Here is a 20964-nt window from a genome sequence, read left to right as displayed (position 1 = left end):
GCTTTGCCATGTTCGTATCCCTTCAAAGGTTCGGGAAACACCTTAGCTGACTGTCCGGTTTCCTGGGACCACTTCAGTGCCGAAGGAGAGCTTATCGAGCTTCGGACGTTTTCCTTGCCGGTAGGGATGTGTGTTCGAAAACCATACACACTGCAGTTTCTCCGGTGGGGTGCCCCTATCACTTTCGGCGGCGTTATTGATTTTCGCCATAACTATTCGAAACCTTTCCGACGGTATTAGCGCTCGGTGGTCAATCGGTTTCAAATGCTAGTTTGGCCGCAAGCATCAGAAACGCCAATGAGAACCCGCGCTTCATCCATGCGAGGATGGAAGGTGTCCCTTCTACATGGGACCGGATTTTTGCAGCGAAGGCGCCGTAGAGGACAAAAATTGCAAATGTCATCGCCATGAATATCCCACTCAACAGAAGCATGTGAGCCAGAGGGTGCAAAGTCTCCGCCGGTACGAATTGCGGCAGGAAAGCCAGGAAGAAGATCGACAGCTTGGGGTTCAGAATGTTGATCAGGAACCCGGTCATTGCCACCTTGCGCAGCGATCCAGATCCGGACTTCGTGTCAAAGCTGATCGAGCCCTTGTCCCGCAAAACCGACCAAGCCAGATACAAAAGGTAGAGGATGCCGGCCCATTTGATCGCTTGGAAAGCCACCGCGCTCGCGTGCAAAACGGCCGCAAGGCCAGCAATTGCCGCAGCCATTGCCGGGATAATCCCACAGGTGCACCCCGCAGCCGCGGCGACGCTGGCACTGACACCACGCGACATCCCCACGCCAATCGTGTAGATCACGCCGGTACCCGGGACGACCACGACGACGAAAGAAGTTACGAGGAACTCAATCCACATGATCGTTCCCAAGGTCTTTTCTTGTCAGTAACGCGGCAATAACGGACGTTAGAAACTCGGAGCTTGCCGTCGGTCCGACAGTATCTGAGATCTTCCTCGCGAGCCCCTCTACGATCCTCTGCACATTTGCACCGCTGCCGTGATGTAGCGGCTCGATGACGCTTAGCTCCTGCGTCGTTTCCGGCGAGACAGCCGACTGCCGACTTTGGCGATTAGGCAATCGACGGGCATGGGCGTTTCCAGCTTCATCGGCAAAGATCACCTCGCTGAGGTCCGGTGCTTCCACATCGCCAGTGACGGTCAGGTATACGTTCCGCACCATCGACCGGTGCACTGTAAGATCTTCGGCAATATGCTCAAAATCGCAGACTGAAACATAAAGGTCATAGGCCGCCATGGCGACATTGAATGGATCGAAGAGAGGAAGCAGCGAGGGCCGCGTGCCTTCCGGACGCACCCGGCGAAGCAGGGCTTTGGTGGCAAATCGAGACCGCGTAGGCTTTAAGGCCATCGTGGAATAGGCGCGCCGCCAGGATCGGATTCTTGGTAAAGCGCCTTCGGTTTCCAAACGATGCAGGGCAGGTGAAGTCATTGCGTCGACGGCCTCTGTGACCTTTGGCTCCGTCTCGATACCTCTAATTGTCAGGAGACCTGTCGCTATCCCCCTGAACGTCTGTTGCACGTAATGTGAATGGAGAAGCGGCATCGTTACCTGATCCTTTTACAGGACCATAGGCGTTCGGCGCGCATATGGATTGAAAGATATTGCAGACGGGTTAGCCGACCTTCCGAGCGAAGCAACCGGGGGTCAGTCCCAGTTGCCGCGAGAAAGCGCGCGTCAGATGGCTCTGGTCCGAAAACCCGCAGGCCAAGGCTGTCTCGGCCAGAGGATAACCAGCAACGATCATTTCCTTAGCGCGCTTGATGCGGTGCTGGGTTAGATATGCATGTGGCGTCGTTCCTACCTCGCGCGAGAACCGGCGCAAGATCTGGTAGCGGCTGGAATTCGTCGCGACCGCGAAGTCGGCCAAGGAGAGGCAGGAGTCCCAGCTTTGGAAGATCATGTCCATAACCGTCCGGACCTCGGGAGTGCGCCTGGTGTTCCTGCTGGATAATGGGTCGGAATCGAGTTGGGCGTGCAAAGCCAGTATCAAAAGCTGCTCGGCATGGTTCGCGTCAGGCTGATCTTGTGTCAGAGCCGCAAATGCTCCTGCAGACAGCTTCAATGCCTGCCTAGACCGAAGAACCGGACGGGAAAATTCAGCACTGCCCACGGGCTTGTCACTGTAGTCCCGAATTGCCGCCGGAGACAGAAACAGCATCCGCCAGTGACGTGGATATCCTTTTCGGCCGACACCGTCATGAAGTTCGCCTGGATTGACGGTTATCGTATCACCTGCTTCCGCCTCCACAAGGCCACGGCCGCTCCAGCTATCCTGAGCCCCATCGACGATATAGCCAAAGCCGAACTCATCATGTGAATGACGCGGAAATGTGCGGTCCGAACTGATCGAGATCGCGTCGACACTTGGCGGTACGGTGTATTCCTGACGGGCCTCGGCTCACACCAAAAGTTCGTTGCGCAGTGAGCAAGGATCAACTCAGGGCCGATTGCTCTATCGGTTGACCGGAACGGGGTATCTATGGCAGCCGGGCGACTTTAATCATGAAAACTCGACGCTTTGGTGTCGGGCCCTGCCGAAGGAAGGACCTATGACCCTAACCCTGGTTAGAAACCGTGACCGCGATCTGACCCCATTGGCATCGATGCTGCCGGACGCGGAAATCCCATTGCTGAACCCCAATGCGAAAGTGCCCTTTGATGAGAGGGAGTGGCATAGGAAGTGGCTCGGCGACCGTGAGGATGTCTCGTTCTACCTGAAGGATATCGAGGGTCGCGACGTCGGTTTCTTCGCCCTTCGGGAGGGCTTTGGCCCGGAAGTGCGGCACCTTACCTACGTCTTTCTCGCCGAAGAGACGCGCGGAGGTGCCGCTCAGGAGTTAACGACGCGAGTGGAGCAGGCGGCACTGGAACTTGGTGCGTTGACCCTGACCTTGAAGGTGGACCGCGATAACACGCCCGCCTTCAACGCCTATCTTTCGGCCGGTTACGAAGAACTATCTCGTCGCGAGAATATGGTCACGATGCGGCTGGATCTAGAAGAGCGGCGTGCGTTCTAAGCGGAACGGTCCGAAAAGTAAGCTTGGTTGTAAAAAGACGCTTACTATTTGTCGGTCAATTCTAGGCGCCACCGAGATTGCATGAATTCTGTTGGCTAAATTGAGAGACCCAAAGGTGGATCAAATAACCGCTGCGGCGACGCAGACAGTCTTGCTGAGCAATGGCACTGATGTCTTCATTGGGCTTATGGTGTTGAACAAATGAACCTTATTTAATTTGCTCGAAAGTTATAGAAAACCTGTTCTCGCAAGCTGCGATAGTGGCTAAACAGAGGATTTATTTCGAGGCCTCCCGGAGCAGGAATTTAGGCCTTCGGTCTAATCCTGTGGGCAGACAGAGTTTTCTTTAAGCATCGGGACCACCTACTAAGGACATCCGCCGGGTTTCGGATAAGCACGAGATGGGCCAACCTTTGGCGCCAGGCCAGACCAATTGACCGGGTTATTATACCCCAACGTAAGGGCCGAACGACGACATCTCCCGTTTACCTCGAGACCTCAGATCGTACGTAGAGAGGTGGCGGAAAGCAGCCTCCATGTTCAGCGCTGTAATCTGGCGAAGTGCGTCAAGCTGGTGCCTTCGTATTCGCGGCGCGGGTTGGCGCCCAGGTTGTCGCATATACCGGCCACTTGGTCATGAAACGCTAGGCGCTGGACAGGGTTAGGAAATTCTGCCTGACGAGTTCGACGTCCGAATTGGATAAGGCCTGCGCAAAGACGTGGTCCCGGGCAATCGCCAATTTCAGGGGCTCACTAAACAACCGCATTCCCTAAGTATCCGCAGATTGCAGTGGAAGCTGCGTCAGGATCAGGTCCTGCTCTCCGCTCATCAGTTCGTCCTGAAGAACGGATGGGGTCGCATCGCGCGGGGTCCCCTTCAATGCGGGATACGTTTCGTGCAGCTTCGCCATGACATGAGGCAGTGGATACGGGCCCAAACCCACCACTATGCGACTGAACAGGACCTTATTATTTTACCTCTTCCAGCGATTGCAGAGCGTCTTGTGCAGCCAATAGTTTGCAGGTGCATCGCGGTATCGTAATTAGTGAAGATAATCCCGCTCAACACACGCCCATCATCTACTCGGGACTTGCCGTGCGATTTCAGCAAGTAGAGCTCAAGGCGCGCCGGCTGCACATCCGTCAGCCAGGAAAGACCAGACATTTTCACTGCCCGGTTATCGAACCGTGAAACACGCATCCAAGCGGAAATTTACGGGTCCTGATCCTAGCATGAAAGATCGTTTTATGTCAGTGTCGTTCGGTCGAAATGACGCTGGTATCCAAACATTTTGAAGAGACATTTGGACTATAAGGGCGAGAAGAAGAAGACATTCGCAGCATACGTGATGAATTGCCGGTTCGAAAATCAGAGTTAGCCGTGTGCGCTCTTGCGGCCGAAACGGTTTTCACCGGCTTTGCGATTCATTTGCTGGCGAAGGATCTTTTAGCCGCGACGCTTCGCCAGCAAATGCAAGTGTCGCTCAACTGTGCCGGATCTCGGTGCCCAGCACTTTCAGACATTCCCGAATGAAGGCGGCTAGGGCGGTCCAGCCTTTAGCCGAAACCATGGTGCCGTCGACATAGGCTTCTTTGGGATCCGCATCGTAGTAGGTGCCGCCCACGGCCGTAACCTCCGGGGCACATGCGCCGAGGCCAGCAACGGTTTTTCCCTTCAACACGCCGGGGACCGCCATCAGGATTTGTACGCCATGGCAGATGGTGAAGATCGGTTTGCCGGTGTCGTGGAAATGCTTGACGATCGCTTGGATGCGAGGATCGGTGCGGATGTATTCCGGTCCCCGACCGCCAGCTGCGTAGACAGCGTCATAGCTGTCGAGTTCGGCTTCTGCTTCGGAAAAGGTTTTATTTATCTCGGCATTATGGCCGGGCTTTTCCGTATATGTCTGGTGTCCCTCGAAATCGTGAAGCGAGGTGGCGATCATGTCGCCTGCGTTCTTGTCGGGGCAGACCACATGTATGGTGTGGCCGACGGCCTCCATGCCTTGCTGATAGACGTAGATTTCGTACTCTTCGGTGAATTCACCGCAGAGCATGAGGATTTTCTTGCCGCTCATCTGGGCCTCCTGGATTAATGTGTGGAAACGCCCGGCCGCTGGAAAGGCCGGGCAGGGAAATGGGTTCAGAACGGGGAATCGGGGAAGTAGAACTGATCCGCGTTCTCGGGGGTGATCAGCGGCGCGTCCAGCTTGAACGACCCGCGCATCGGCGCCTGACCGGCGAATTGCGCCGCGGTCATGTACATGGCCGATGCGATCATTGAGGGCGCGTAGGGTGTCGAGATCGGTGTGCGTTCGTCACCCGCCTTCACCATTTCGATCACCTGCTTCATGCCATTGCCGCCAAGTGCATATTTGATGTCCGTGCGGCCCGCCTGATCGACGGCCTCGAGCACGCCGAGCAGCATGTCGTCGTCATTGGCCCAAACAGCGTCGATCTTCGGATATTTACCAAGATAATCCTGCATCAGGGTAAAGGCCTCGTCCTGGTTCCAGTTGGCATACTGGATATCGAGGATCTTGATGTCCGACTGGTCGATGACGTCCCGAAATCCCTTGATGCGTTCGTCATCGATCACCGTCGGGATGCCACGTAGCACGACAATTTCGCCCTCGCCGCCGAGCTTATCCACCAGCCAGTCGGCGGTATTTGCTCCCACTGCGATGTTGTCGCCAGCGACGTAGAGATCCTGGATCGACGGGTCCGAAAGGCCCCGGTCAACCACCGTGATAAATGTGCCGTTGGAGGCGACCTGCTCGACCGGGCCGGTCAGCTCTTCCGAGGTGAAGGGCAGGATCACCAGTGCGTCGAGATCATTCGTCGCCGACAGATCCTCAAGCGAGGAGACCTGCGCCGTAGCGGAGGACGCGGTCGAGATGATAACGTCGATGTTCGGGAACGCGGCCTCTAGCTGCTTCTCGGCCTCCTGCGCATGATAGACGACGCCGCCGGTCCAGCCGTGGGTCGCAGCAGGAATGGACACCGCGATGGTGAACTCTTTATCCTGGGCGTGGGCCATGGCACCGGTCAGCGCACCGGCAACGATGGTGGCCGACAAAAGCGCCGCCCCTTTGGTCAATTTCCTCATTTTCCCCTCCTCCATTGGGATGATTTAGCGCCCGCCTTTTTTAGCGAGGGCCTGTAAAGCGGTGAGCCAGCATGGCGATAATGATTATCGTTCCCTGGACCGCGGCCACGAGGTATTCCGACACCATGTCCGATAGGACCATGACATTGGCGATGACCTCGAGAATGAGTGCACCGGCGACCGTTCCCCAGATATGGGCCTTGCCGCCGCGCAATAGCGTGCCGCCGATGACGACCGCCGTGATAACCTGAAGCTCCCAGAGCTGCCCGGTGGTGGGCGTCGCGGCGCCGAGGCGCGGCACGTAGCAGATCGCGGCCACGGCAACACAAAATCCCTGGATGACAAATGCCATGGTGCGGACACGCCCGACATGAACACCCGAGAAACGGGCAACGTCAGAATTGGATCCGACGGCGGTAACCCGACGACCATACTTTGTCCGATACAGTATAAAGGCCCCAAGCGAGGCAATCACCAGCGTGATGATCACCGGGTACGGGATGCCAAGGAAGTCACCGAAGTATACCGGGCGATAGGCGCTGCGCAGGCTGCGGTCGATCGAAAGCGAGCCGCCATCGGTCATATAGGTGATAAGCGCTCGGAAAATGCCCATGGTGCCCAAGGTGACGATAAAGGGCTCGATCCGGCCCACCGTGATAATGAGCCCGTTCAAAAGGCCGCATAGTGAGCCTACCACCAGTGCGACCAGCGCGCCTACCGGGATTGCCCATGCGCCCAGAGATGGGGCGAGCGCATTCATCGCCATGATCATGATACCAACGACAAAGGCCATCATCGACCCTATCGAGAGGTCAAGCCCGCCGGTCGCGATCACAAACGTCGCACCGACGCCAATGATCGCGATAAAGGCGCTGCGCGTGATGACGTTCAGGATATTGTTCGTCGACATGAAGTTGGAATTGATCAGTGCGCCCAGCAGGATGATGAGCGCCAGCGCAATGAAAGGGGCACAGTCGCCCCAGCGGATCTTGAAGCCTTCGTTTTCCGGAATGGCTGCGATTTCGGCACTGCTCATGCGCGTTTCCTCCCCTCGGTGTCATTGCCGCTGCTTGCGGCGGCATAGACAATGTTCTGTTCTGTGATGTCCTCGCCCGTCAGTTCGGCGACGAAGCGCCCGCCGCGCATCACCAGCACGCGGTCGGACAGGCCGACAAGTTCGGGGAGTTCCGACGAAATCACGACGCAGGCCTTCCCCGCCCGGACGAGATCGTCGATGAAACTGTAGATTTGGCTCTTGTTGCCGATATCGATGCCGCGCGTCGGCTCGTCGATGATAACGACCGAGGGATCGGCCAGCATCACCTTGGCCAGCAGCAGTTTTTGCTGGTTGCCGCCCGAAAGCTGTCCGGCCTCGACCGACAGGGTGCGAACGCGAATGTCGTAGTCCTGCACCGCGCGCCTAACCGTACTGGTTTCCTTTCGACGATCAAGGCGAACATTCGGATTGAGGTTATTGAGTGCCTGAAGTGTCAGGTTCGGTCCCAGCCCCTCGTTGAGCAGCAGGCCCTTTCCTTTGCGGTCCTCAGTCAGATAGACAAGTCCCGCGCTCATCATGGTGCCGACGTCAGGTTGCGTGACATTCTTGCCGTTGAGAATGATCGAGTCCGCCTGTGCCGGTCGTAATCCCATCAGCCCCTCGATAAGTTCGGTGCGGCCAGCTCCGATCATGCCGCCAATTCCAAGCACCTCGCCCGGGCGGACAGTAAAAGACCCCATGGTCTTGCCATGATCAACCGATAGATCGTTGACAGTAAGTACTGGATCGGCGGCAGATAGACCGCGTTTGGGCGGGTAGAGCATCGATAACTCGCGCCCGACCATCAGTTCCGCCATCTGGCGCTGATCAAGCTCCGTCGCCGGCCAAGTTCCGATCATCTTTCCGTCGCGCAATACGGTGACACGGTCGGCCAACGTCTCAACCTCTTCAAGACGGTGGGAGATGTAGAGTACGGCAACGCCCTGCGCGCGCAGGTTCCGAACGATGTCCAACAGCGCGTCGACCTCGTCATTGGCGAGCATTGCGGTCGGTTCGTCCAGAATGATAACCTTTCGGTCGTCGAGAAGGGCACGGGCGATCTGAACCAACTGCCTCTGGGCAAGGGGCAGGTCGCCCACTCGCGACAAGGGACGCGCCGTTGAGCCGACGCGTTCCAGCACCTCGGCAGAGCGCCGATTCATCTTCCGGTCGTCTACGCTGAAAAAGCGCGACAGTTCGCGCCCCAGAAAAAGGTTCTGTGCCACAGTAAGATCGGGGGCGAGCAGGATTTCCTGATGTACTAGAACGATGCCCGCATCTTCGGCCTGTACAGCATCTGCAAAGGCGATCCGTTCACCAGCCATGGCCATCGTGCCGCCGGTCGGCGCGGCGTGGCCGGACAACAGCTTCATCAGCGTCGACTTGCCAGCTCCGTTCTCGCCGATAATTGCATGGACCTCGCCCGTGCGTATGTCGAGTGTCACGTCGCTCAGTACGGTGATCGGGCCGTAGGCCTTGGAGAGGGCCTCGGCGTGGAGTACCGGCGGCGTGGGCGCGTTTTCGGCACCTGAGGTTTCGAGCAATCGGGAAATCATTCGAAGGCCGCTGCAAGCCGGTCACGGGACCGTTCAATGTGTTCTTTCATGGCCTCATAGGCAGCATCCGCGTCCGCTCTCCTAAAGGCGGAAAGCAGGCGATCGTGCTCTTCAAGCGCCTCCTGTGTGACGCGGCTGTGGAACATGAGGCGAAAGATATGCAGGTGGATATGCTGGTCATTCAGCGCCTGCCTGACAAACTCATTATCCGCCACCCGCAGAATCTCGTCATGGAAATGCGCATCCGCCCGCGCAAAGCGCGAATACCGGCTGTTACGATCAACCGGGGGGTCGCCCTTTTCCATGTCCGCCGCGGCGCTCTCGATCCGGGCGAGCGTGTCCGGCGTCAGCTTGAGGCAGGCTTGCCGGGCGCTCTCGGGCTCGAGCAACAGCCGGAACTTGTAGAGGTCGTCGAATTCCTTGCGTGTTAGCTGGGGTGAGGCAGAATAGCCGATCAGATGCGCCTTGCGGACCAGACCCTCGCGTTCGAGGCGGGTCAGGGCTTCACGCACCGGGGTCTGCGACACATTGAGTTCGCGAGCCAGCCCATCGATTGGAATGCGGGCCCCGGGCGGAATTTCAAGCGACATGATGCGCTCATAAATCCGCTCGTGGATGCTCTCGGCAATGCTGGAAGGCCGCACGAACCCTTTCGGGTCACGATCCGTCGATACAGCCATCATTCCTCCCAGTTCAGCGTTCTTGACAAGCATGATCCTAACACTGATAGGATATCGCATGTCAAATACAATATCATATACGATTTGATTCAGGGAGGCTTCGCGTTTGCTGGTTTCGGCCGAAAATCTACGAGCCCTTTCGGAAAAAACGCTGCTTTCAAGGGCGGTTTCACCTGAAAATGCACGCATACAAGCGGACCTGCTGATCGAGGCCGAGCTGAGGGGGCTACCTTCCCATGGGCTTCAACGGTTGCCGCGAATCGCCGAGCGCCTCGTTGCCGGCGTTGCCGATCCCACCGCGTCTGGCGAGTCTCGGAAATCCGGACCCGGCTTCTTGATCGTGGATGGGCAACGCGGGCTCGGCCCGGTTGTCATGATGCAGACACTGGAGGAGCTGGCCGAACTGGCGCTTGCGCAGGGCATCGCTGTCGCCGCAATCCGGAACGCCAACCACATCGGTATGTTGGCCTATTATGCCGAGGCCGCCGCCAATCGAAACCTGATTGGCATCGTCCTGACCACCAGCGAGGCGCTGGTTCATCCCTTTGGCGGGACCGAGGCGATGCTGGGCACGAACCCGATCGCCATCGGAATCCCAACCGGGTCCGAACCCTACATCCTCGATCTGGCGACCAGCCGCGTTTCGATGGGCAAAATCCATCACTACGCGCTGACCGGCACCGCCATCCCGGAAGATTGGGCCGTCGATGCTCACGGCCGTCGGACCACCGATCCCGAAGCGGCAAAAGGCGGGGCTATCGCACCGTTCGGCGAGGCGAAAGGGTATGGCCTGGGTCTCGCCGTGGAACTCCTCGTCGCCGGATTGGGCGGTTCAGCCTTCGCGCCCGAGGTGGGCGGCACGCTTGATTCAACTGCCGTTGCCAACAAGGGCGACATCCTCATCCTAATCGACCCCGCCGCCGGGGAGGGCAACGCCGCCGGGCTGGCCGCCTATCTCGACCGCCTGCGCGCGTCGCGGCCCGCGGACCAAGCCCACCCGGTTGCCGTACCCGGCGACGGGATGCGGACCCGCCGGGCAAAGGCTCTGGCCCATGGCATCGATTTGCCCGACCCGCTCTACGACGAAATCCGCACCCTCGCTGAGGGCTGAGACCAAATGACAGGAGACGATATGACCCTTTTCGGCACGATCAGAGCCCCGCGAGAATTGATCTTCGGCAGCGGCCAGCGCCACGCCCTCGGCAAGGTCGCGGTGAAACTTGGCAAGCGGGCGCTGGTGGTGACCGACGAACGGCTGGCGGACGACGCGGAGTTCCGGGCCATGGTCGCGCAGCTCGAGGCTGAGGGGCTATCGGTGCGGGTCGACGGCTCGACCTTGCCGGACGTGCCGGTCGAGACCGCCATCGCCAGCGCCAAGGCGGCGCAGGACTTCGCGCCTGATCTGGTGATCGGGGTCGGCGGCGGATCCTGCCTCGACATGGCGAAATGCGTGGCGGTTCTGCTAACCTACGGTGGCACACCGCAGGAGTACTATGGGGAGTTCATGGTACCGGGGCCGGTCATGCCGCTTATCGCGGTGCCGACGACCGCGGGAACAGGGTCGGAGGCAACTCCGGTGGCAGTCCTGTCGGACAGTGAACGCCAACTCAAGGTCGGCATCTCCTCTCCCCACATCATTCCCACTGTCTCGATCTGCGATCCGGACCTAACGCTGACCTGTCCGCCCTCGCTCACCGCCATCGCGGGGGCCGATGCGCTGACCCACGCCATCGAGGCCTTTACGGCGATCCGGCGCGCGCCCACGCCAGGCTTGGCGCAAGAGCGGGTCTTCGTTGGCAAGAACGCCACGTCGGACAATTTCGCACTACGCGCCATCGGTCTCATCTGGGAGGGACTGGAGGCCGCCTTTACAGACGGCGCCAACGCAGAGGCGCGGGCGAAGGTGATGATGGGGGCGACGTTGGCAGGTCTTGCCTTCGGGGTCGCGGGCACTGCCGCCGCCCATGCGATCCAGTACCCGGTCGGCGCGCTGACCCATACGGCGCACGGGGCAGGGGTGGCCTGCTTGATGCCCTATGTCATGGCTTGGAACGCGCCCGAAATCGGAGCGGAGCTCGACCAAATCGCCGAAATCGTCGGCCTGGAATCCGGCGCCGAGGTCATTCCTGCTATGGCTGCGCTCTTCGAGCGTATCGGCATCCCCCTCACGCTCAGGGACCTTGGGCTGGACGAGGAAAAGATCGACTGGGTCGCCGAGCAATCCTGCGGCATTGCCCGACTGATCCAGAATAACCCGCGACCGTTACCGCCCGAAGACATGCGTAGGCTTGTCGGTGCTGCTTTCCACGGCGAGCTCGCCGTGCTTGAAACCAAGTGAGGGAGACTTTGAAATGACACTCGACACCGCTTTCACCGGCTACGCCGACCCTGCGCTCCACGCCGAAGGTCTCTACATTGGCGGAAAGTGGGAGGCCGGGACCGGCATTCCAGTGACCGATCCCTCGACCGGAAAAACCCTGGCCGAGGTGCCCGATGCCAGCATTGAGGACGCGATGCGAGCAGTCGATGCCGCCGAAGCCGCAGCCGCCGGCTGGCGCCGTACGCCGCCCCGCCAGCGCTCCGAAATCCTGCGCCGCTGGTTCACCCTGATGACGGACCATGCCGAGGAGCTGGCGCTGCTGATCAGCCTCGAGAATGGCAAGGCGCTGGCCGACGCGCGTGGCGAGGTCGCCTATGCCGCCGAGTTCTTCCGCTGGTACGCCGAGGAGGCCACGAGGATCGGCGGCGAATTCCGCCACACCCCTTCGGGCGCGCACAATATCCTCGTGGATCATGAACCCATCGGGATCGCTGTCCTCATCACGCCGTGGAACTTCCCAGCCGCCATGGCCACCCGCAAGATCGGCCCGGCGTTGGCCGCAGGCTGCACCGTGATCCTCAAGCCTGCATCGGAAACCCCGCTGACCGCCTACGCCATGGCCCGTCTCGGGGCGGAAGCCGGGGTGCCGCCGGGCGTGCTGAACGTGCTGACCACCACCAACCCCGGACCTGTCACTGCAGCGATGCTGGCCGATCCCCGGGTGCGTAAACTGTCCTTCACCGGCTCCACCGGGGTTGGTCGAACTCTACTGGCCGAGGCCGCCAAAACTATCGTTAACTGCTCGATGGAACTGGGCGGCAACGCGCCCTTCGTGGTTTTCGACGATGCCGACCTGTCTGCGGCACTCGACGGCGCGATGGTCGCCAAGATGCGCAACGGAGGCGAGGCCTGCACCGCGGCGAACAGGTTTTACGTGCAATCGGGGATTCACGATGCCTTCGTCGAGGGTCTGACCCAGCGTATGGCCGCGTTGAAACTGGGGGCGGGGTACGACCCCGACACCGAGTGCGGTCCAATGATCACCATCAAGGCGGTGGACAAGATCGACCGGCTGGTGTCCGAGGCAAAGGATCGCGGCGCGCGGGCCACCACCGGGGGCGCGTCACTGGACAGCAGCGGCTACTACTATCCGCCGACGGTGTTGGAGAACGTGCCGACCGACGCCGCCCTCGCGCACGAGGAAATCTTCGGCCCAGTCGCCGCGATTTACCGCTTCGAGACCGAGGAGGAAGCTATCCGTTTGGCCAACGACACCGAGTACGGACTTGCGGCCTATGTCTATTCGCGGGACATCATGCGGGCGATGCGCGTCGGGCGTGGGATCGAGACCGGCATGGTCGGCATCAATCGCGGCCTGATGTCGGACCCGGCCGCCCCGTTCGGCGGCGCCAAACAGAGTGGCCTTGGACGCGAGGGCGGTGTCACCGGCATCCTCGAGTTCATGGAGCCCAAGTACTTCGCCGTCGAATTCTGACGCATGGAAAGGAACACAATGGCCGAGCGCGACCTCTACCTCAACCGGGATTTCATCCCTGATTTCGACCCGATCATGGAAGAGACTGAGGCGCGCAGCCGCGCCTTCGCCGACACCGCGCGTGTCGAGCGGAACCTGAGCTACGGGCCGACGCCACGACAGAGCTTCGATCTTGTCTTTCCGCCAGACATGGCGCCCGGCGCACCGCTGCACATGTTCATCCACGGCGGCTACTGGCGCGCGGGGAGCAAGGAGGCGCATACGCTCGTGGCGGCTCCTGTGCTCGCCGCTGGCGGGGTCGCAGCGCTGATCAGCTACGACCTCATGCCGCGGACCCGGCTGGCCGATATTGTCGGGCAGGCTCGCAGCGCCGCGCGGCACCTTGCCAAGCTCGCGCCGGAAATCGGCGCCGACCCGGCCCGCTTTACCGTGAGCGGTCATTCGGCAGGGGCGCATCTCGCGTCGCTGCTGGCGTCGGAGGCTCCGGGCGATGCAGGGCCGATCGACCTGCCCGGGCTTCGCGGCCTGCTCCTTGTCAGCGGGATATACGACCTCTCCGATATCCTTGGGTCGTTTCTGAAGGAAGAGACAAAAATGACCCGAGATGAAGCAAGGGCATGGTCGCCGCTTCTGGCAGAGCACGGGCCTGGCCCAATGCGGATCATCACCCGCGGCGAGGACGAGACCGAACCTTTCCAGAACCAGGCAGTTGCCCTGAACTCACTGCTCGAACGCGACGGGCATGCGGTCGAACTGCGCAGCGAGAGGGGCAGGAACCACCTTACGATCGTCTTTGACTTGGCCGATCCAGAGGCACCTCTCGGTCGAAGGCTGATCGAGCTTGTCGAGTCGTCCTGAAGCGCCATGAGGACGTCGAGAACATTGCGACATCTCTCGTCCCGTCGAAGCAGGCTTCTCCAGCCCGTCGGCTGAACGATCGGTAAGGACCAAAACGGTGCCAGGAAGAGTCCGACTCCAAACTCGGTTTATTGGCGATCCTATCTCTAAGCGAGCTTCTAGTACTGCGCGATTGCCTCTTGCGTGAGGGTAAACACAGGTTTTGTCGCGTACATGAGAGGCTAGGACGCCATTGAAATCCTTCGAGAGCTACCGCCATTGCCTTGTAGGCTAGACTTCAGATCTTCCTTCGAGCAGATGCCTTTCAATTTTTTCGCCGGTTTCTTTTAGCGCTTCGAGCAATTCTGCTTTTCGACCGGTTTCCTTCAGGCGCACCGGTGCGAGAGAAATATTAGCTGCTGCGATCACGCGACCGCTTGCCGCGCGTATTGGAACCGCAAGTCCGGCGATGCCTTCTTCTAATTCGCGATAGACCATGGACCAGCCTTGCTCTCTGTCGCTGAGGATGGCCGCTTTTAGCCGATCGGGATCTGTGATCGTCCAAGGGGTAAAGGCTTCGAGGTGGACCGTTTCGAGGTAATGTCGAAGCTCCCGTTCCGATAGCTCCGCAAGTTGAATCCGGCCCATGGAGTTTGCGTGTGCGGGCACACGGCTGCCCACATTTAGCGAGTTCTTCAGAATTCTCTGGGTTTGAACCCGGAGCACGTAGACGATGTCGTGCCCATCCAGAACCGAGATGGATGAGCTTTCGCCGACTCTTGAGGCAAGCGCCTGAATATCGGCCTCGGCGAAGCGCCAGATCTCGGATGAAGACAGGTAGGCGAAACCAAGATCAAGGATCTTGGGCGTAAGGGAAAAATACTTTCCGTCTGTGGCCGCATAGCCGAGTGTGACCAGCGTGTGGAGCAACCGACGTGCCGTTGATCGGGTGACGCCTGTTCGTTCCGCGACGTCTGAGAGGGTCAGTACACGTGAGCCTTCGTCGAAGGTGGTGATGACTTTCAGGCCGCGCGCGAAAGTTTGGGCGTAGGTATTTGACGGTTCGTTCTCTGACATCGGCCTTTCCGTTCTCTATTCAAACAAATGCAGCGGTTCGGGCTTTCGAGCGAATTTGCCGAGTTGACGCGACGCTGATCCGTGGCTCAGGTTATACATCAGTTGTTTGAATAATACGCAATATGTTTGAATAGCAAACATGTTGCGTGAAGAGGAGGTGAGCGCATGAATGTCATGGGCGAAGATTTCGAAACGGATTTCTGGAAAGAAGTGAATGATCGCGCGACATGGGACATGATCGTACCAGGTGAACTGCGCGAGACGCGGCCTGTCACGCTAACCAAGAAAATTATCCAGGATTTTGCCCGTAAGGTTGGCGAGGACAATCCGCTTTATTTCGACGAAGAATATGCCAAGTCGACGCCTTATGGCGGCATCGTTGCACCTCCGTCGATTCATATCCTGTTGATGTTCGCATGCACGACATCGAAAGACTGGATGCGGTCACCCGGTACGATCAACGCCGGCCAGAATTGGTATTACAACGCGCCGATCCGACCTGATGATACGATCACCATGCGCGGCACAGCGCTGGACAAGTTCATCAAGAAAGATCGGCTTTTTGCGGTTCATGAGAACCTCTTTACCAACCAGCACGGTCAGGTGGTCTGCACGGGCCGGGGCCAAACCATTCGGCCTGTGTGAGGAGATACGATCATGAACGCAAAAGAAAACTATGAGAGAATTCAGACCGGTGACGTTGTCGAGGGGCGCGCCTTTACGGTGACGACGGAAACAATTCAAGATTTTGGCGACGCATCGCTGGACTACAATCCGCTGCATTTCGATCCGAACTGGATGGAAAAGAACGATTTTGGCGGGACCTCGTTCAATGGGGTTATCATGCATGGTATGCAGAATTTCGCGCTGATCACCCGCACCTTGACGGATTGGCTTGTGCCGCGCGGCGGTTATCACCGGCGGCTGGAAACGCGCTGGATCAAGCCAGTAAAACTTGGTGACACCATTACGCCTGAAGCCAAAGTGATCCGTAAGAACCCGACCGACGGCGGGCATTGGGTTCAATTTGAAGTCATCGTCAAGAACCAGCATGGCGAACCTGTCGCGACGGGACAGGCGCTGGCTGAATTCCGCGACACGATCCCGGCGTGAGGAGCAGGCGGGCCATCGCCTGCCTGGTCGGGGTCTTTTCAATTTCAAAGGGAGGAACGATAATGTTTAACTCAATAACACGCCGCGGTGCGCTGGCCATGGCCATCGCGATGCTGCCGGTCATGGGTATGGCTCAGGATGTACCGAAATTCTTCAAGATTGTGTCGACGTCACCCGGCGGTCTCTGGCACACCTTCGGCACGCAACTGGCAGACAAGTTAGGCAAGGCTTTTCCTGAGATGGCAGTAAGCCACGTGCCCGGCGGGTCGAACGTGAACCACAAGCTGGTCAGTTCCGGCGATGCGCAGATGGGGTTCAGCTTTGCCCCGACCTCCATCGAAGCGTGGAACGGGGAGGGCGGGTTCGACCAGAAATGGCAAGATGCGCGCGTAGTCGGTACTTTCTATCCTGCCTATCTGCATGCTGTGGCGCGCAAAGGTGCGGGCATCGAAAATATGGAAGATCTGCAGGGCAAGGTGGTCAGTCCGGGCAAGCGGGAGTGGTCCACCGCTGCCATCGCGATGCAGATTCTGAACGATTTTGGCATTACCGAAGAAAGCCTCGCGGAAGATGGTGGCCAGATGCAATACCTCGGGTTTGGCGATGTTACAAACATGATGGCCGACCGTCGATTGGACGCCTTCATGTACTACTCCTCGGTGCCCAGCCCGCTTTTGCTGAAGCTCAACGAACAGCCCGGCATCACCATTGTGCCCTACACGCAGGAAGAGGTCGACCGCATCCTGCCAACCCTGACGCCCAAGGGCGCCTACGTCGAGATGACCTATCCGGCTGATCCTTACAAGGGCAGTGCTGGCAACTTTCCGGTGCCCACGATGTGGTCGATCTTCCTTGTTAACAAGGACGTGCCGGACGCCGTTGTTTATGAGCTGACAAAAATTCTCTACGAAGATCCCGACCTCAAGAAGTTTATGGGTGAGGATCCTTCTCTGGCTCTCGACTATGCAACCACGGGCCTGAAAGGCGGTGTGATTCCGTTTCATCCCGGAGCGCAGAAATACCTGGAGGAGAAGAGCGCATTCTAATGCGCTCTTTGGTTAAAGAGCTTTCCTGAAGGACTGCAAACGTGTCGGATAGACGTGAATCCGTAACCGCGACCGATGCCTATGTGTCGGGGCAGGCGCTGCCTGTCCCGACATGGCTGGTTGCCATCATCATCGCGGTCTCGCTTGGGACCGCGATGTATCACTTGCTTGGCGGACTGTTCGGGACCGCGGAAGCCTTCCGACATCGTACGGCCCATATTACGCTCTTTCTTGTGCTCGGCTTTCTATTCTTTCCGCTTGGAAGATCTGATTGGCAGGAGAAACTGCGCTGGACGACGGTGATCGACTTTGCGCTGATCACAGCCGCAATCGGTGTGTTTATCTACCGTATGCAAGACGTAGACTCCCTGGCTTCTCGTTCAAGTTTTCCCAACCAAGGCGATGTGATCAGTGGGACTATTCTGGTCCTGCTGGTACTTGAGGCGGTGCGGCGGACAGTGGGCCTCGCACTCGTTATCCTGCCGACGCTGTTCATGCTCCATGCACTCTATTCTGATCACTTCCCGTCCATCTTTTTGGCGGCACCGACGCGGTTTTCTTCGCTCATAGGGTACCTGACCGTTGATCTTGACGGCATGTTGGGCGTTCCGATCGCTGTGTCGTCATCATTCATTGTAATATTCATGATGTATGGTGCTGTTCTGGTGCGCTCTGGCGCCGGGACTTTTTTTACCGATCTCGCCTTTGCTGCGACCGGCTGGATGTCGGGTGGGGCAGCCAAAGCCGCAGCGCTGGCCTCCGGACTTTACGGAACGCTCTCGGGTAGCACCACGGCGAACGTCGTGACGACCGGTTCCTTTACCATCCCGCTTATGAAAAGCTCGGGGTTTAATCCGCGTTTTGCGGCATCAGTTGAGGCGATGGCATCGAATGGCGGCCAGATCGTGCCGCCGGTCATGGGCGCCGCCGCGTTTATCATTCCGATGTACATTCCAGGTGCAAGCTACCGAGACGTGGTGTTGGCCGCTGCTATCCCCGCAGTGCTGTATTATATTTCGATCCTCGCCATGATCCATTTCCAGGCCAAGCGCACCGGACTGACAGGTGTAGCACGAAAAGATCTCCCAAGCGCCTGGATCACCCTGCGTAAGGGCTGGCCGATCCTGATCGCGTTTGGCGCCATTGTTGGATTTCTTTTGTCAGGGTTCACCCCGATGATCGCGGGCGCTACCGCGCTGGTGCTGACAGTTATCGTCACAATGTTCCGAGCAGAAACGCGTCTGACGCCACAGGACCTTTGTGCGGCGCTCGAGACCGGTATCCGGGCCACGATCCCGATTGTGATGGCCTGTGCTGCAGCCGGGATCATCATTGGGTCGATGGACTTGTCGGGTCTCGCAGGGCGGGTATCCGGAGCAGTGACTTTATTGGCTGATGGCAAACTGGCGCTGGCGCTCGTCATCACTGCGGTGGTCTGCGTCATCCTCGGCATGGGCATGACGACAACCATAGTTTACATTACACTTGCTGCGTTGGTCGCGCCTTCGATCACCGAGATGGGTGCACCGGTAATGGCCGCCAACCTGTTTATCTTTTACTTCGGATGCCTGTCCGGTGTTACACCGCCGGTGGCGCTGACAACTTATGCTGCTGCCGGGATTGCTGGATCCAACCCTTGGTCAACCGGTATAGAGGCCGTGAAAGTCGGGATCGCATCTTTCCTGATCCCCTTCATGTTCATTTATACGCCGAGCCTGCTTCTTGACGGTGCTTGGTACCGGATAGCAATTGACAGCGTCACGGCGGCGATCGGGATCATCTGTCTTGCTGCCGCAGTGCAAGGTTACTTACGTCGCTTGCTCAAGCCATGGGAACGCGTTGCGCTCGCAGCCACTGCGCTTTTGTTCATCGTGCCGACCTGGGAGACCATGTTATTGGCGGGCGCGGTTCTGATCATGTTGTGGTTCCGGGGGCGTACCAATCAGGGGAAGAGGCTCGATGCGTAGACTGCTATTCCAATGGGCCACGTTTTCAATCGTGCTGGCAGTGGCGGTCGTGCCCGCCTGGCTTGGCGTCCATTTCCGACAATTCATGCCCTACATGGGCGGGATGACATTGTTTGCCATCTTCGCGGTGATTTGGCTGCGCCTCTCACGAAGCGGGAGAAATGTTGCAGATGAATGAACAACATGCCGCATTTGCTGGGCTGAAAGTTCTCGACTTTACCGCTGGGGTCGCCGGGCCACATGCCACGCAAATCATGGCTCTTCACGGCGCCGAGGTCATCAAGGTCGAGCCTCTGAATGGGGAATGGGGGCGGACGCTCGGCAGGGCCTATGGGAACCACACTGCTCATTCGATTGCCTTTAACCGCGGCAAGAAAAGTCTGGCCGTAGATTTGAAAAACGCGGACGTTCTCGCGGCTGTGAAGTCCCTCGCTCAGTCGGCAGACATCGTAGCCGAGAGTTTCCGTCCCGGAGTGATGGCACGCTTTGGCCTCTCTTACGAGGACTTGTCGAACGACAACAAGGGACTGATTTATCTCTCGATCTCAGGCTTTGGACAGGCTGGCCCTTACATGGATCGACCGGTCACCGACGCGGTCATCCAGGCCTTCTCGGGCTGGATGACGATGAACGCCGATAGTCGAGGTGTGCCGCAACGGTCCCGGATGGTGGCGATGGATGTGATGACTGGGCTTTACGGCTGCAATGCCGTTGCTATGGCTATGCTTGCCAAGCTGCGCTTTGGTCAAGGAAAGTGGATCGACTGTAGTCTGATGCAGTCTGCCGCAGCGTTTCAGGCACCGAAGATGATAGAATTCCATCTTCAAAAGGGCGAGACCGGAAACCTCTATGCGCCTGTCGGCGCCTTTCCGACCCGCGACGGTCAGATAAATATAACGGCAATGCGCGATGATCATTTCGCGGCGCTTTGTCGAGTGCTTGAGCGGAGAGAATTGCCAGATGAGCCGAGGTTCCGGACGGCAGCCGACCGGCTTGAGCATGAGGAGGAGCTGAACGCGATCCTTTTCGCAGCTTTCGCGAAACGAGATTCCCAGGATTGGGCCCAGCGGTTGACCGAAGCGGATGTGATGAACTCGGTTGTCTACAGCTATTCAGACTACTTTGACGATCGCCACGTAAAAGAGGTCGGATCATACGATTGGCTTGAGCATCCTATTGTGGGGAACGTGCCTGTTCCAGGGGTTCCCGGCGCGCCAGAGTCGCGCGCTGAAAGCCCGGAGGTGGGACAGCACAGCATTGATGTGTTGCAGATGGCCGGCCTGCAAATAGATGAGATCGAGCGGTTGGCCGCGTCGGGAGCGGTGACAGTTGGTGAGACTTAGGTTCGGTTTCAAATCAGGCACCTAGCCCAAGTATCTTGAAAATTTGGTCCTCTGTTTGGCAGTTTGAACCTAGCGCAGTTTTTCGGAAATAATCTCAACGAAAGTTGACCTTATGCGTCGATTTCGACGTGTTAAGCTTACTTCGTACTCGATCAGCTGAAATTTAATGGGACTTTAGCCTAGTCAGGGTTTATTGCGATAAGCGCTTCAGCATGTAGCTCGGCGCTGGCGGCTGCGATGACTTTTCCTCCAGAAGTGAGACTCAAAGGTAAGCATCCGGCGTAGGCCACAGCGAGGTCAACGCGCGCGGTCGCGGTCCATTTCGATGAACTCTTGCAGGTT

General features: G+C 58.5%; 21 protein-coding genes and 2 pseudogenes. 11 read left to right on the top strand and 12 right to left on the bottom strand.

The genetic code is table 11. The features are described 5' to 3' along the window. Positions 1-250 precede the first annotated feature (250 nt). From MF268_RS24625 to MF268_RS25530, 4 genes and pseudogenes are all read right to left on the bottom strand, one after another. On the bottom strand, positions 251-862 hold the full coding sequence (locus tag MF268_RS24625) for a LysE family translocator (RefSeq protein WP_273545167.1): 612 nt from the start codon (positions 860-862) through the stop codon (positions 251-253). Further along, positions 852-1454 (bottom strand): phenylalanine--tRNA ligase beta subunit-related protein, encoded by a 603-nt coding sequence (locus MF268_RS24620; RefSeq protein ID WP_238373358.1) that lies wholly within the window; start codon positions 1452-1454, stop codon positions 852-854. The genes MF268_RS24625 and MF268_RS24620 overlap by 11 nt, the downstream gene beginning before the upstream one ends. 184 nt (positions 1455-1638) lie before the next feature. Continuing rightward, entirely contained in the window at positions 1639-1926 is a 288-nt protein-coding gene (locus tag MF268_RS24615; protein ID WP_238373357.1) for a helix-turn-helix transcriptional regulator, read from the bottom strand. Between the two features lie 135 nt (positions 1927-2061). After that, positions 2062-2316, bottom strand: a pseudogene (locus MF268_RS25530) (AraC family ligand binding domain-containing protein); the annotation flags it as partial. 259 nt (positions 2317-2575) lie between these two features. On the opposite strand from MF268_RS25530, the gene MF268_RS24605 reads away from it, so the two are divergent. Continuing rightward, positions 2576-3043, top strand: a complete 468-nt coding sequence (locus tag MF268_RS24605; protein WP_238373355.1) for a GNAT family N-acetyltransferase — start codon at positions 2576-2578, stop codon at positions 3041-3043. A gap of 770 nt (positions 3044-3813) precedes the next feature. Here the strand turns inward: MF268_RS24605 and MF268_RS24600 are convergent. The 7 genes and pseudogenes from MF268_RS24600 to MF268_RS24570 form a co-directional block, all read right to left on the bottom strand. After that, complete coding sequence (locus MF268_RS24600; RefSeq protein ID WP_238373354.1) at positions 3814-3954, bottom strand: type 2 periplasmic-binding domain-containing protein; 141 nt, start codon at positions 3952-3954, stop codon at positions 3814-3816. Between the two features lie 66 nt (positions 3955-4020). Continuing rightward, positions 4021-4208 (bottom strand): annotated as a pseudogene (locus MF268_RS24595) (IS5/IS1182 family transposase); the annotation flags it as partial. Between the two features lie 319 nt (positions 4209-4527). Next, positions 4528-5121, bottom strand: a complete 594-nt coding sequence (locus MF268_RS24590; RefSeq protein WP_238373353.1) for a DJ-1/PfpI family protein — start codon at positions 5119-5121, stop codon at positions 4528-4530. A 65-nt stretch (positions 5122-5186) separates the two neighbouring features. Beyond that, the gene (locus MF268_RS24585; RefSeq protein WP_238373352.1) at positions 5187-6152 is read right to left on the bottom strand and encodes a substrate-binding domain-containing protein; all 966 of its coding nucleotides are present in this window, start codon (positions 6150-6152) and stop codon (positions 5187-5189) included. A gap of 40 nt (positions 6153-6192) precedes the next feature. Further along, complete coding sequence (locus tag MF268_RS24580; protein ID WP_238373351.1) at positions 6193-7188, bottom strand: ABC transporter permease; 996 nt, start codon at positions 7186-7188, stop codon at positions 6193-6195. Further along, positions 7185-8744 carry a sugar ABC transporter ATP-binding protein gene (locus MF268_RS24575; RefSeq protein ID WP_238373350.1) on the bottom strand — a complete coding sequence of 520 codons (1560 nt, stop codon included), beginning with the start codon at positions 8742-8744 and terminating at the stop codon, positions 7185-7187. The genes MF268_RS24580 and MF268_RS24575 overlap by 4 nt, the downstream gene beginning before the upstream one ends. After that, on the bottom strand, positions 8741-9424 hold the full coding sequence (locus MF268_RS24570) for a GntR family transcriptional regulator (protein ID WP_238373349.1): 684 nt from the start codon (positions 9422-9424) through the stop codon (positions 8741-8743). Before MF268_RS24570 ends, MF268_RS24575 begins: the two co-directional genes overlap by 4 nt. 106 nt (positions 9425-9530) lie before the next feature. Here MF268_RS24570 and MF268_RS24565 point away from each other — a divergent pair, with 106 nt between their 5' ends. From MF268_RS24565 to MF268_RS24550, 4 genes are read left to right on the top strand one after another with little or no spacing between them, the layout of a single operon-like run. Continuing rightward, positions 9531-10535, top strand: coding sequence for an Ldh family oxidoreductase (locus MF268_RS24565; protein ID WP_238373348.1), 1005 nt, complete (start codon positions 9531-9533; stop codon positions 10533-10535). Positions 10536-10556: 21 nt separating this feature from the next. Further along, the gene (locus MF268_RS24560; protein WP_238373347.1) at positions 10557-11762 is read left to right on the top strand and encodes an iron-containing alcohol dehydrogenase; all 1206 of its coding nucleotides are present in this window, start codon (positions 10557-10559) and stop codon (positions 11760-11762) included. 13 nt (positions 11763-11775) lie between these two features. Then, a complete protein-coding gene (locus MF268_RS24555) occupies positions 11776-13239 on the top strand; it encodes an NAD-dependent succinate-semialdehyde dehydrogenase (RefSeq protein WP_238373346.1) in 1464 nt (487 codons plus the stop codon). 18 nt (positions 13240-13257) lie between these two features. After that, the gene (locus MF268_RS24550) at positions 13258-14097 is read left to right on the top strand and encodes an alpha/beta hydrolase (RefSeq protein WP_238373345.1); all 840 of its coding nucleotides are present in this window, start codon (positions 13258-13260) and stop codon (positions 14095-14097) included. 270 nt (positions 14098-14367) lie between these two features. Here the strand turns inward: MF268_RS24550 and MF268_RS24545 are convergent, their stop codons facing one another. Next, positions 14368-15153, bottom strand: coding sequence for an IclR family transcriptional regulator domain-containing protein (locus MF268_RS24545; RefSeq protein ID WP_238373344.1), 786 nt, complete (start codon positions 15151-15153; stop codon positions 14368-14370). A gap of 165 nt (positions 15154-15318) precedes the next feature. Between MF268_RS24545 and MF268_RS24540 the strand changes: the two genes are divergently transcribed. The 6 genes from MF268_RS24540 to MF268_RS24515 all read left to right on the top strand — a co-directional run bounded on the left by MF268_RS24540 (position 15319) and on the right by MF268_RS24515 (position 20622). Continuing rightward, complete coding sequence (locus MF268_RS24540; protein ID WP_238373343.1) at positions 15319-15798, top strand: MaoC family dehydratase; 480 nt, start codon at positions 15319-15321, stop codon at positions 15796-15798. Between the two features lie 12 nt (positions 15799-15810). After that, the gene (locus MF268_RS24535; RefSeq protein ID WP_238373342.1) at positions 15811-16266 is read left to right on the top strand and encodes a MaoC family dehydratase; all 456 of its coding nucleotides are present in this window, start codon (positions 15811-15813) and stop codon (positions 16264-16266) included. Positions 16267-16328: 62 nt separating this feature from the next. Then, a complete protein-coding gene (locus tag MF268_RS24530; RefSeq protein WP_238373341.1) occupies positions 16329-17312 on the top strand; it encodes a TAXI family TRAP transporter solute-binding subunit in 984 nt (327 codons plus the stop codon). Positions 17313-17353: 41 nt separating this feature from the next. Beyond that, complete coding sequence (locus tag MF268_RS24525) at positions 17354-19279, top strand: TRAP transporter permease (RefSeq protein ID WP_238373340.1); 1926 nt, start codon at positions 17354-17356, stop codon at positions 19277-19279. Further along, complete coding sequence (locus MF268_RS24520; protein ID WP_238373339.1) at positions 19272-19457, top strand: hypothetical protein; 186 nt, start codon at positions 19272-19274, stop codon at positions 19455-19457. The genes MF268_RS24525 and MF268_RS24520 overlap by 8 nt, the downstream gene beginning before the upstream one ends. Continuing rightward, complete coding sequence (locus MF268_RS24515; RefSeq protein WP_238373338.1) at positions 19450-20622, top strand: CaiB/BaiF CoA transferase family protein; 1173 nt, start codon at positions 19450-19452, stop codon at positions 20620-20622. Before MF268_RS24520 ends, MF268_RS24515 begins: the two co-directional genes overlap by 8 nt. The last annotated feature ends 342 nt before the right edge of the window (positions 20623-20964 follow it).

The organism is Heliomarina baculiformis (genome assembly GCF_019966545.1).
Taxonomy (GTDB): Bacteria; Pseudomonadota; Alphaproteobacteria; order Rhodobacterales; family Rhodobacteraceae; genus Heliomarina; species Heliomarina baculiformis.
The sequence above is the reverse complement of the archived record's forward strand: the minus strand, read 5'-3'. Positions and strand labels throughout refer to the sequence as shown.

What these genes read in the sequence shown, in the direction of transcription:
- MF268_RS24535 (WP_238373342.1), top strand. Translation starts at nt 15,811, where the DNA reads ATGAACGCAAAAGAAAACTATGAGAGAATTCAGACCGGTGACGTTGTC.
- MF268_RS24620 (WP_238373358.1), bottom strand. Translation starts at nt 1,454, where the DNA reads ATGACTTCACCTGCCCTGCATCGTTTGGAAACCGAAGGCGCTTTACCA.
- MF268_RS24625 (WP_273545167.1), bottom strand. Translation starts at nt 862, where the DNA reads ATGTGGATTGAGTTCCTCGTAACTTCTTTCGTCGTCGTGGTCGTCCCG.
- MF268_RS24600 (WP_238373354.1), bottom strand. Translation starts at nt 3,954, where the DNA reads ATGGCGAAGCTGCACGAAACGTATCCCGCATTGAAGGGGACCCCGCGC.
- MF268_RS24560 (WP_238373347.1), top strand. Translation starts at nt 10,557, where the DNA reads ATGACCCTTTTCGGCACGATCAGAGCCCCGCGAGAATTGATCTTCGGC.
- MF268_RS24570 (WP_238373349.1), bottom strand. Translation starts at nt 9,424, where the DNA reads ATGGCTGTATCGACGGATCGTGACCCGAAAGGGTTCGTGCGGCCTTCC.
- MF268_RS24530 (WP_238373341.1), top strand. Translation starts at nt 16,329, where the DNA reads ATGTTTAACTCAATAACACGCCGCGGTGCGCTGGCCATGGCCATCGCG.
- MF268_RS24550 (WP_238373345.1), top strand. Translation starts at nt 13,258, where the DNA reads ATGGCCGAGCGCGACCTCTACCTCAACCGGGATTTCATCCCTGATTTC.
- MF268_RS24615 (WP_238373357.1), bottom strand. Translation starts at nt 1,926, where the DNA reads ATGATCTTCCAAAGCTGGGACTCCTGCCTCTCCTTGGCCGACTTCGCG.
- MF268_RS24575 (WP_238373350.1), bottom strand. Translation starts at nt 8,744, where the DNA reads ATGATTTCCCGATTGCTCGAAACCTCAGGTGCCGAAAACGCGCCCACG.
- MF268_RS24540 (WP_238373343.1), top strand. Translation starts at nt 15,319, where the DNA reads ATGAATGTCATGGGCGAAGATTTCGAAACGGATTTCTGGAAAGAAGTG.
- MF268_RS24515 (WP_238373338.1), top strand. Translation starts at nt 19,450, where the DNA reads ATGAATGAACAACATGCCGCATTTGCTGGGCTGAAAGTTCTCGACTTT.
- MF268_RS24520 (WP_238373339.1), top strand. Translation starts at nt 19,272, where the DNA reads ATGCGTAGACTGCTATTCCAATGGGCCACGTTTTCAATCGTGCTGGCA.
- MF268_RS24580 (WP_238373351.1), bottom strand. Translation starts at nt 7,188, where the DNA reads ATGAGCAGTGCCGAAATCGCAGCCATTCCGGAAAACGAAGGCTTCAAG.
- MF268_RS24555 (WP_238373346.1), top strand. Translation starts at nt 11,776, where the DNA reads ATGACACTCGACACCGCTTTCACCGGCTACGCCGACCCTGCGCTCCAC.
- MF268_RS24590 (WP_238373353.1), bottom strand. Translation starts at nt 5,121, where the DNA reads ATGAGCGGCAAGAAAATCCTCATGCTCTGCGGTGAATTCACCGAAGAG.
- MF268_RS24605 (WP_238373355.1), top strand. Translation starts at nt 2,576, where the DNA reads ATGACCCTAACCCTGGTTAGAAACCGTGACCGCGATCTGACCCCATTG.
- MF268_RS24545 (WP_238373344.1), bottom strand. Translation starts at nt 15,153, where the DNA reads ATGTCAGAGAACGAACCGTCAAATACCTACGCCCAAACTTTCGCGCGC.
- MF268_RS24585 (WP_238373352.1), bottom strand. Translation starts at nt 6,152, where the DNA reads ATGAGGAAATTGACCAAAGGGGCGGCGCTTTTGTCGGCCACCATCGTT.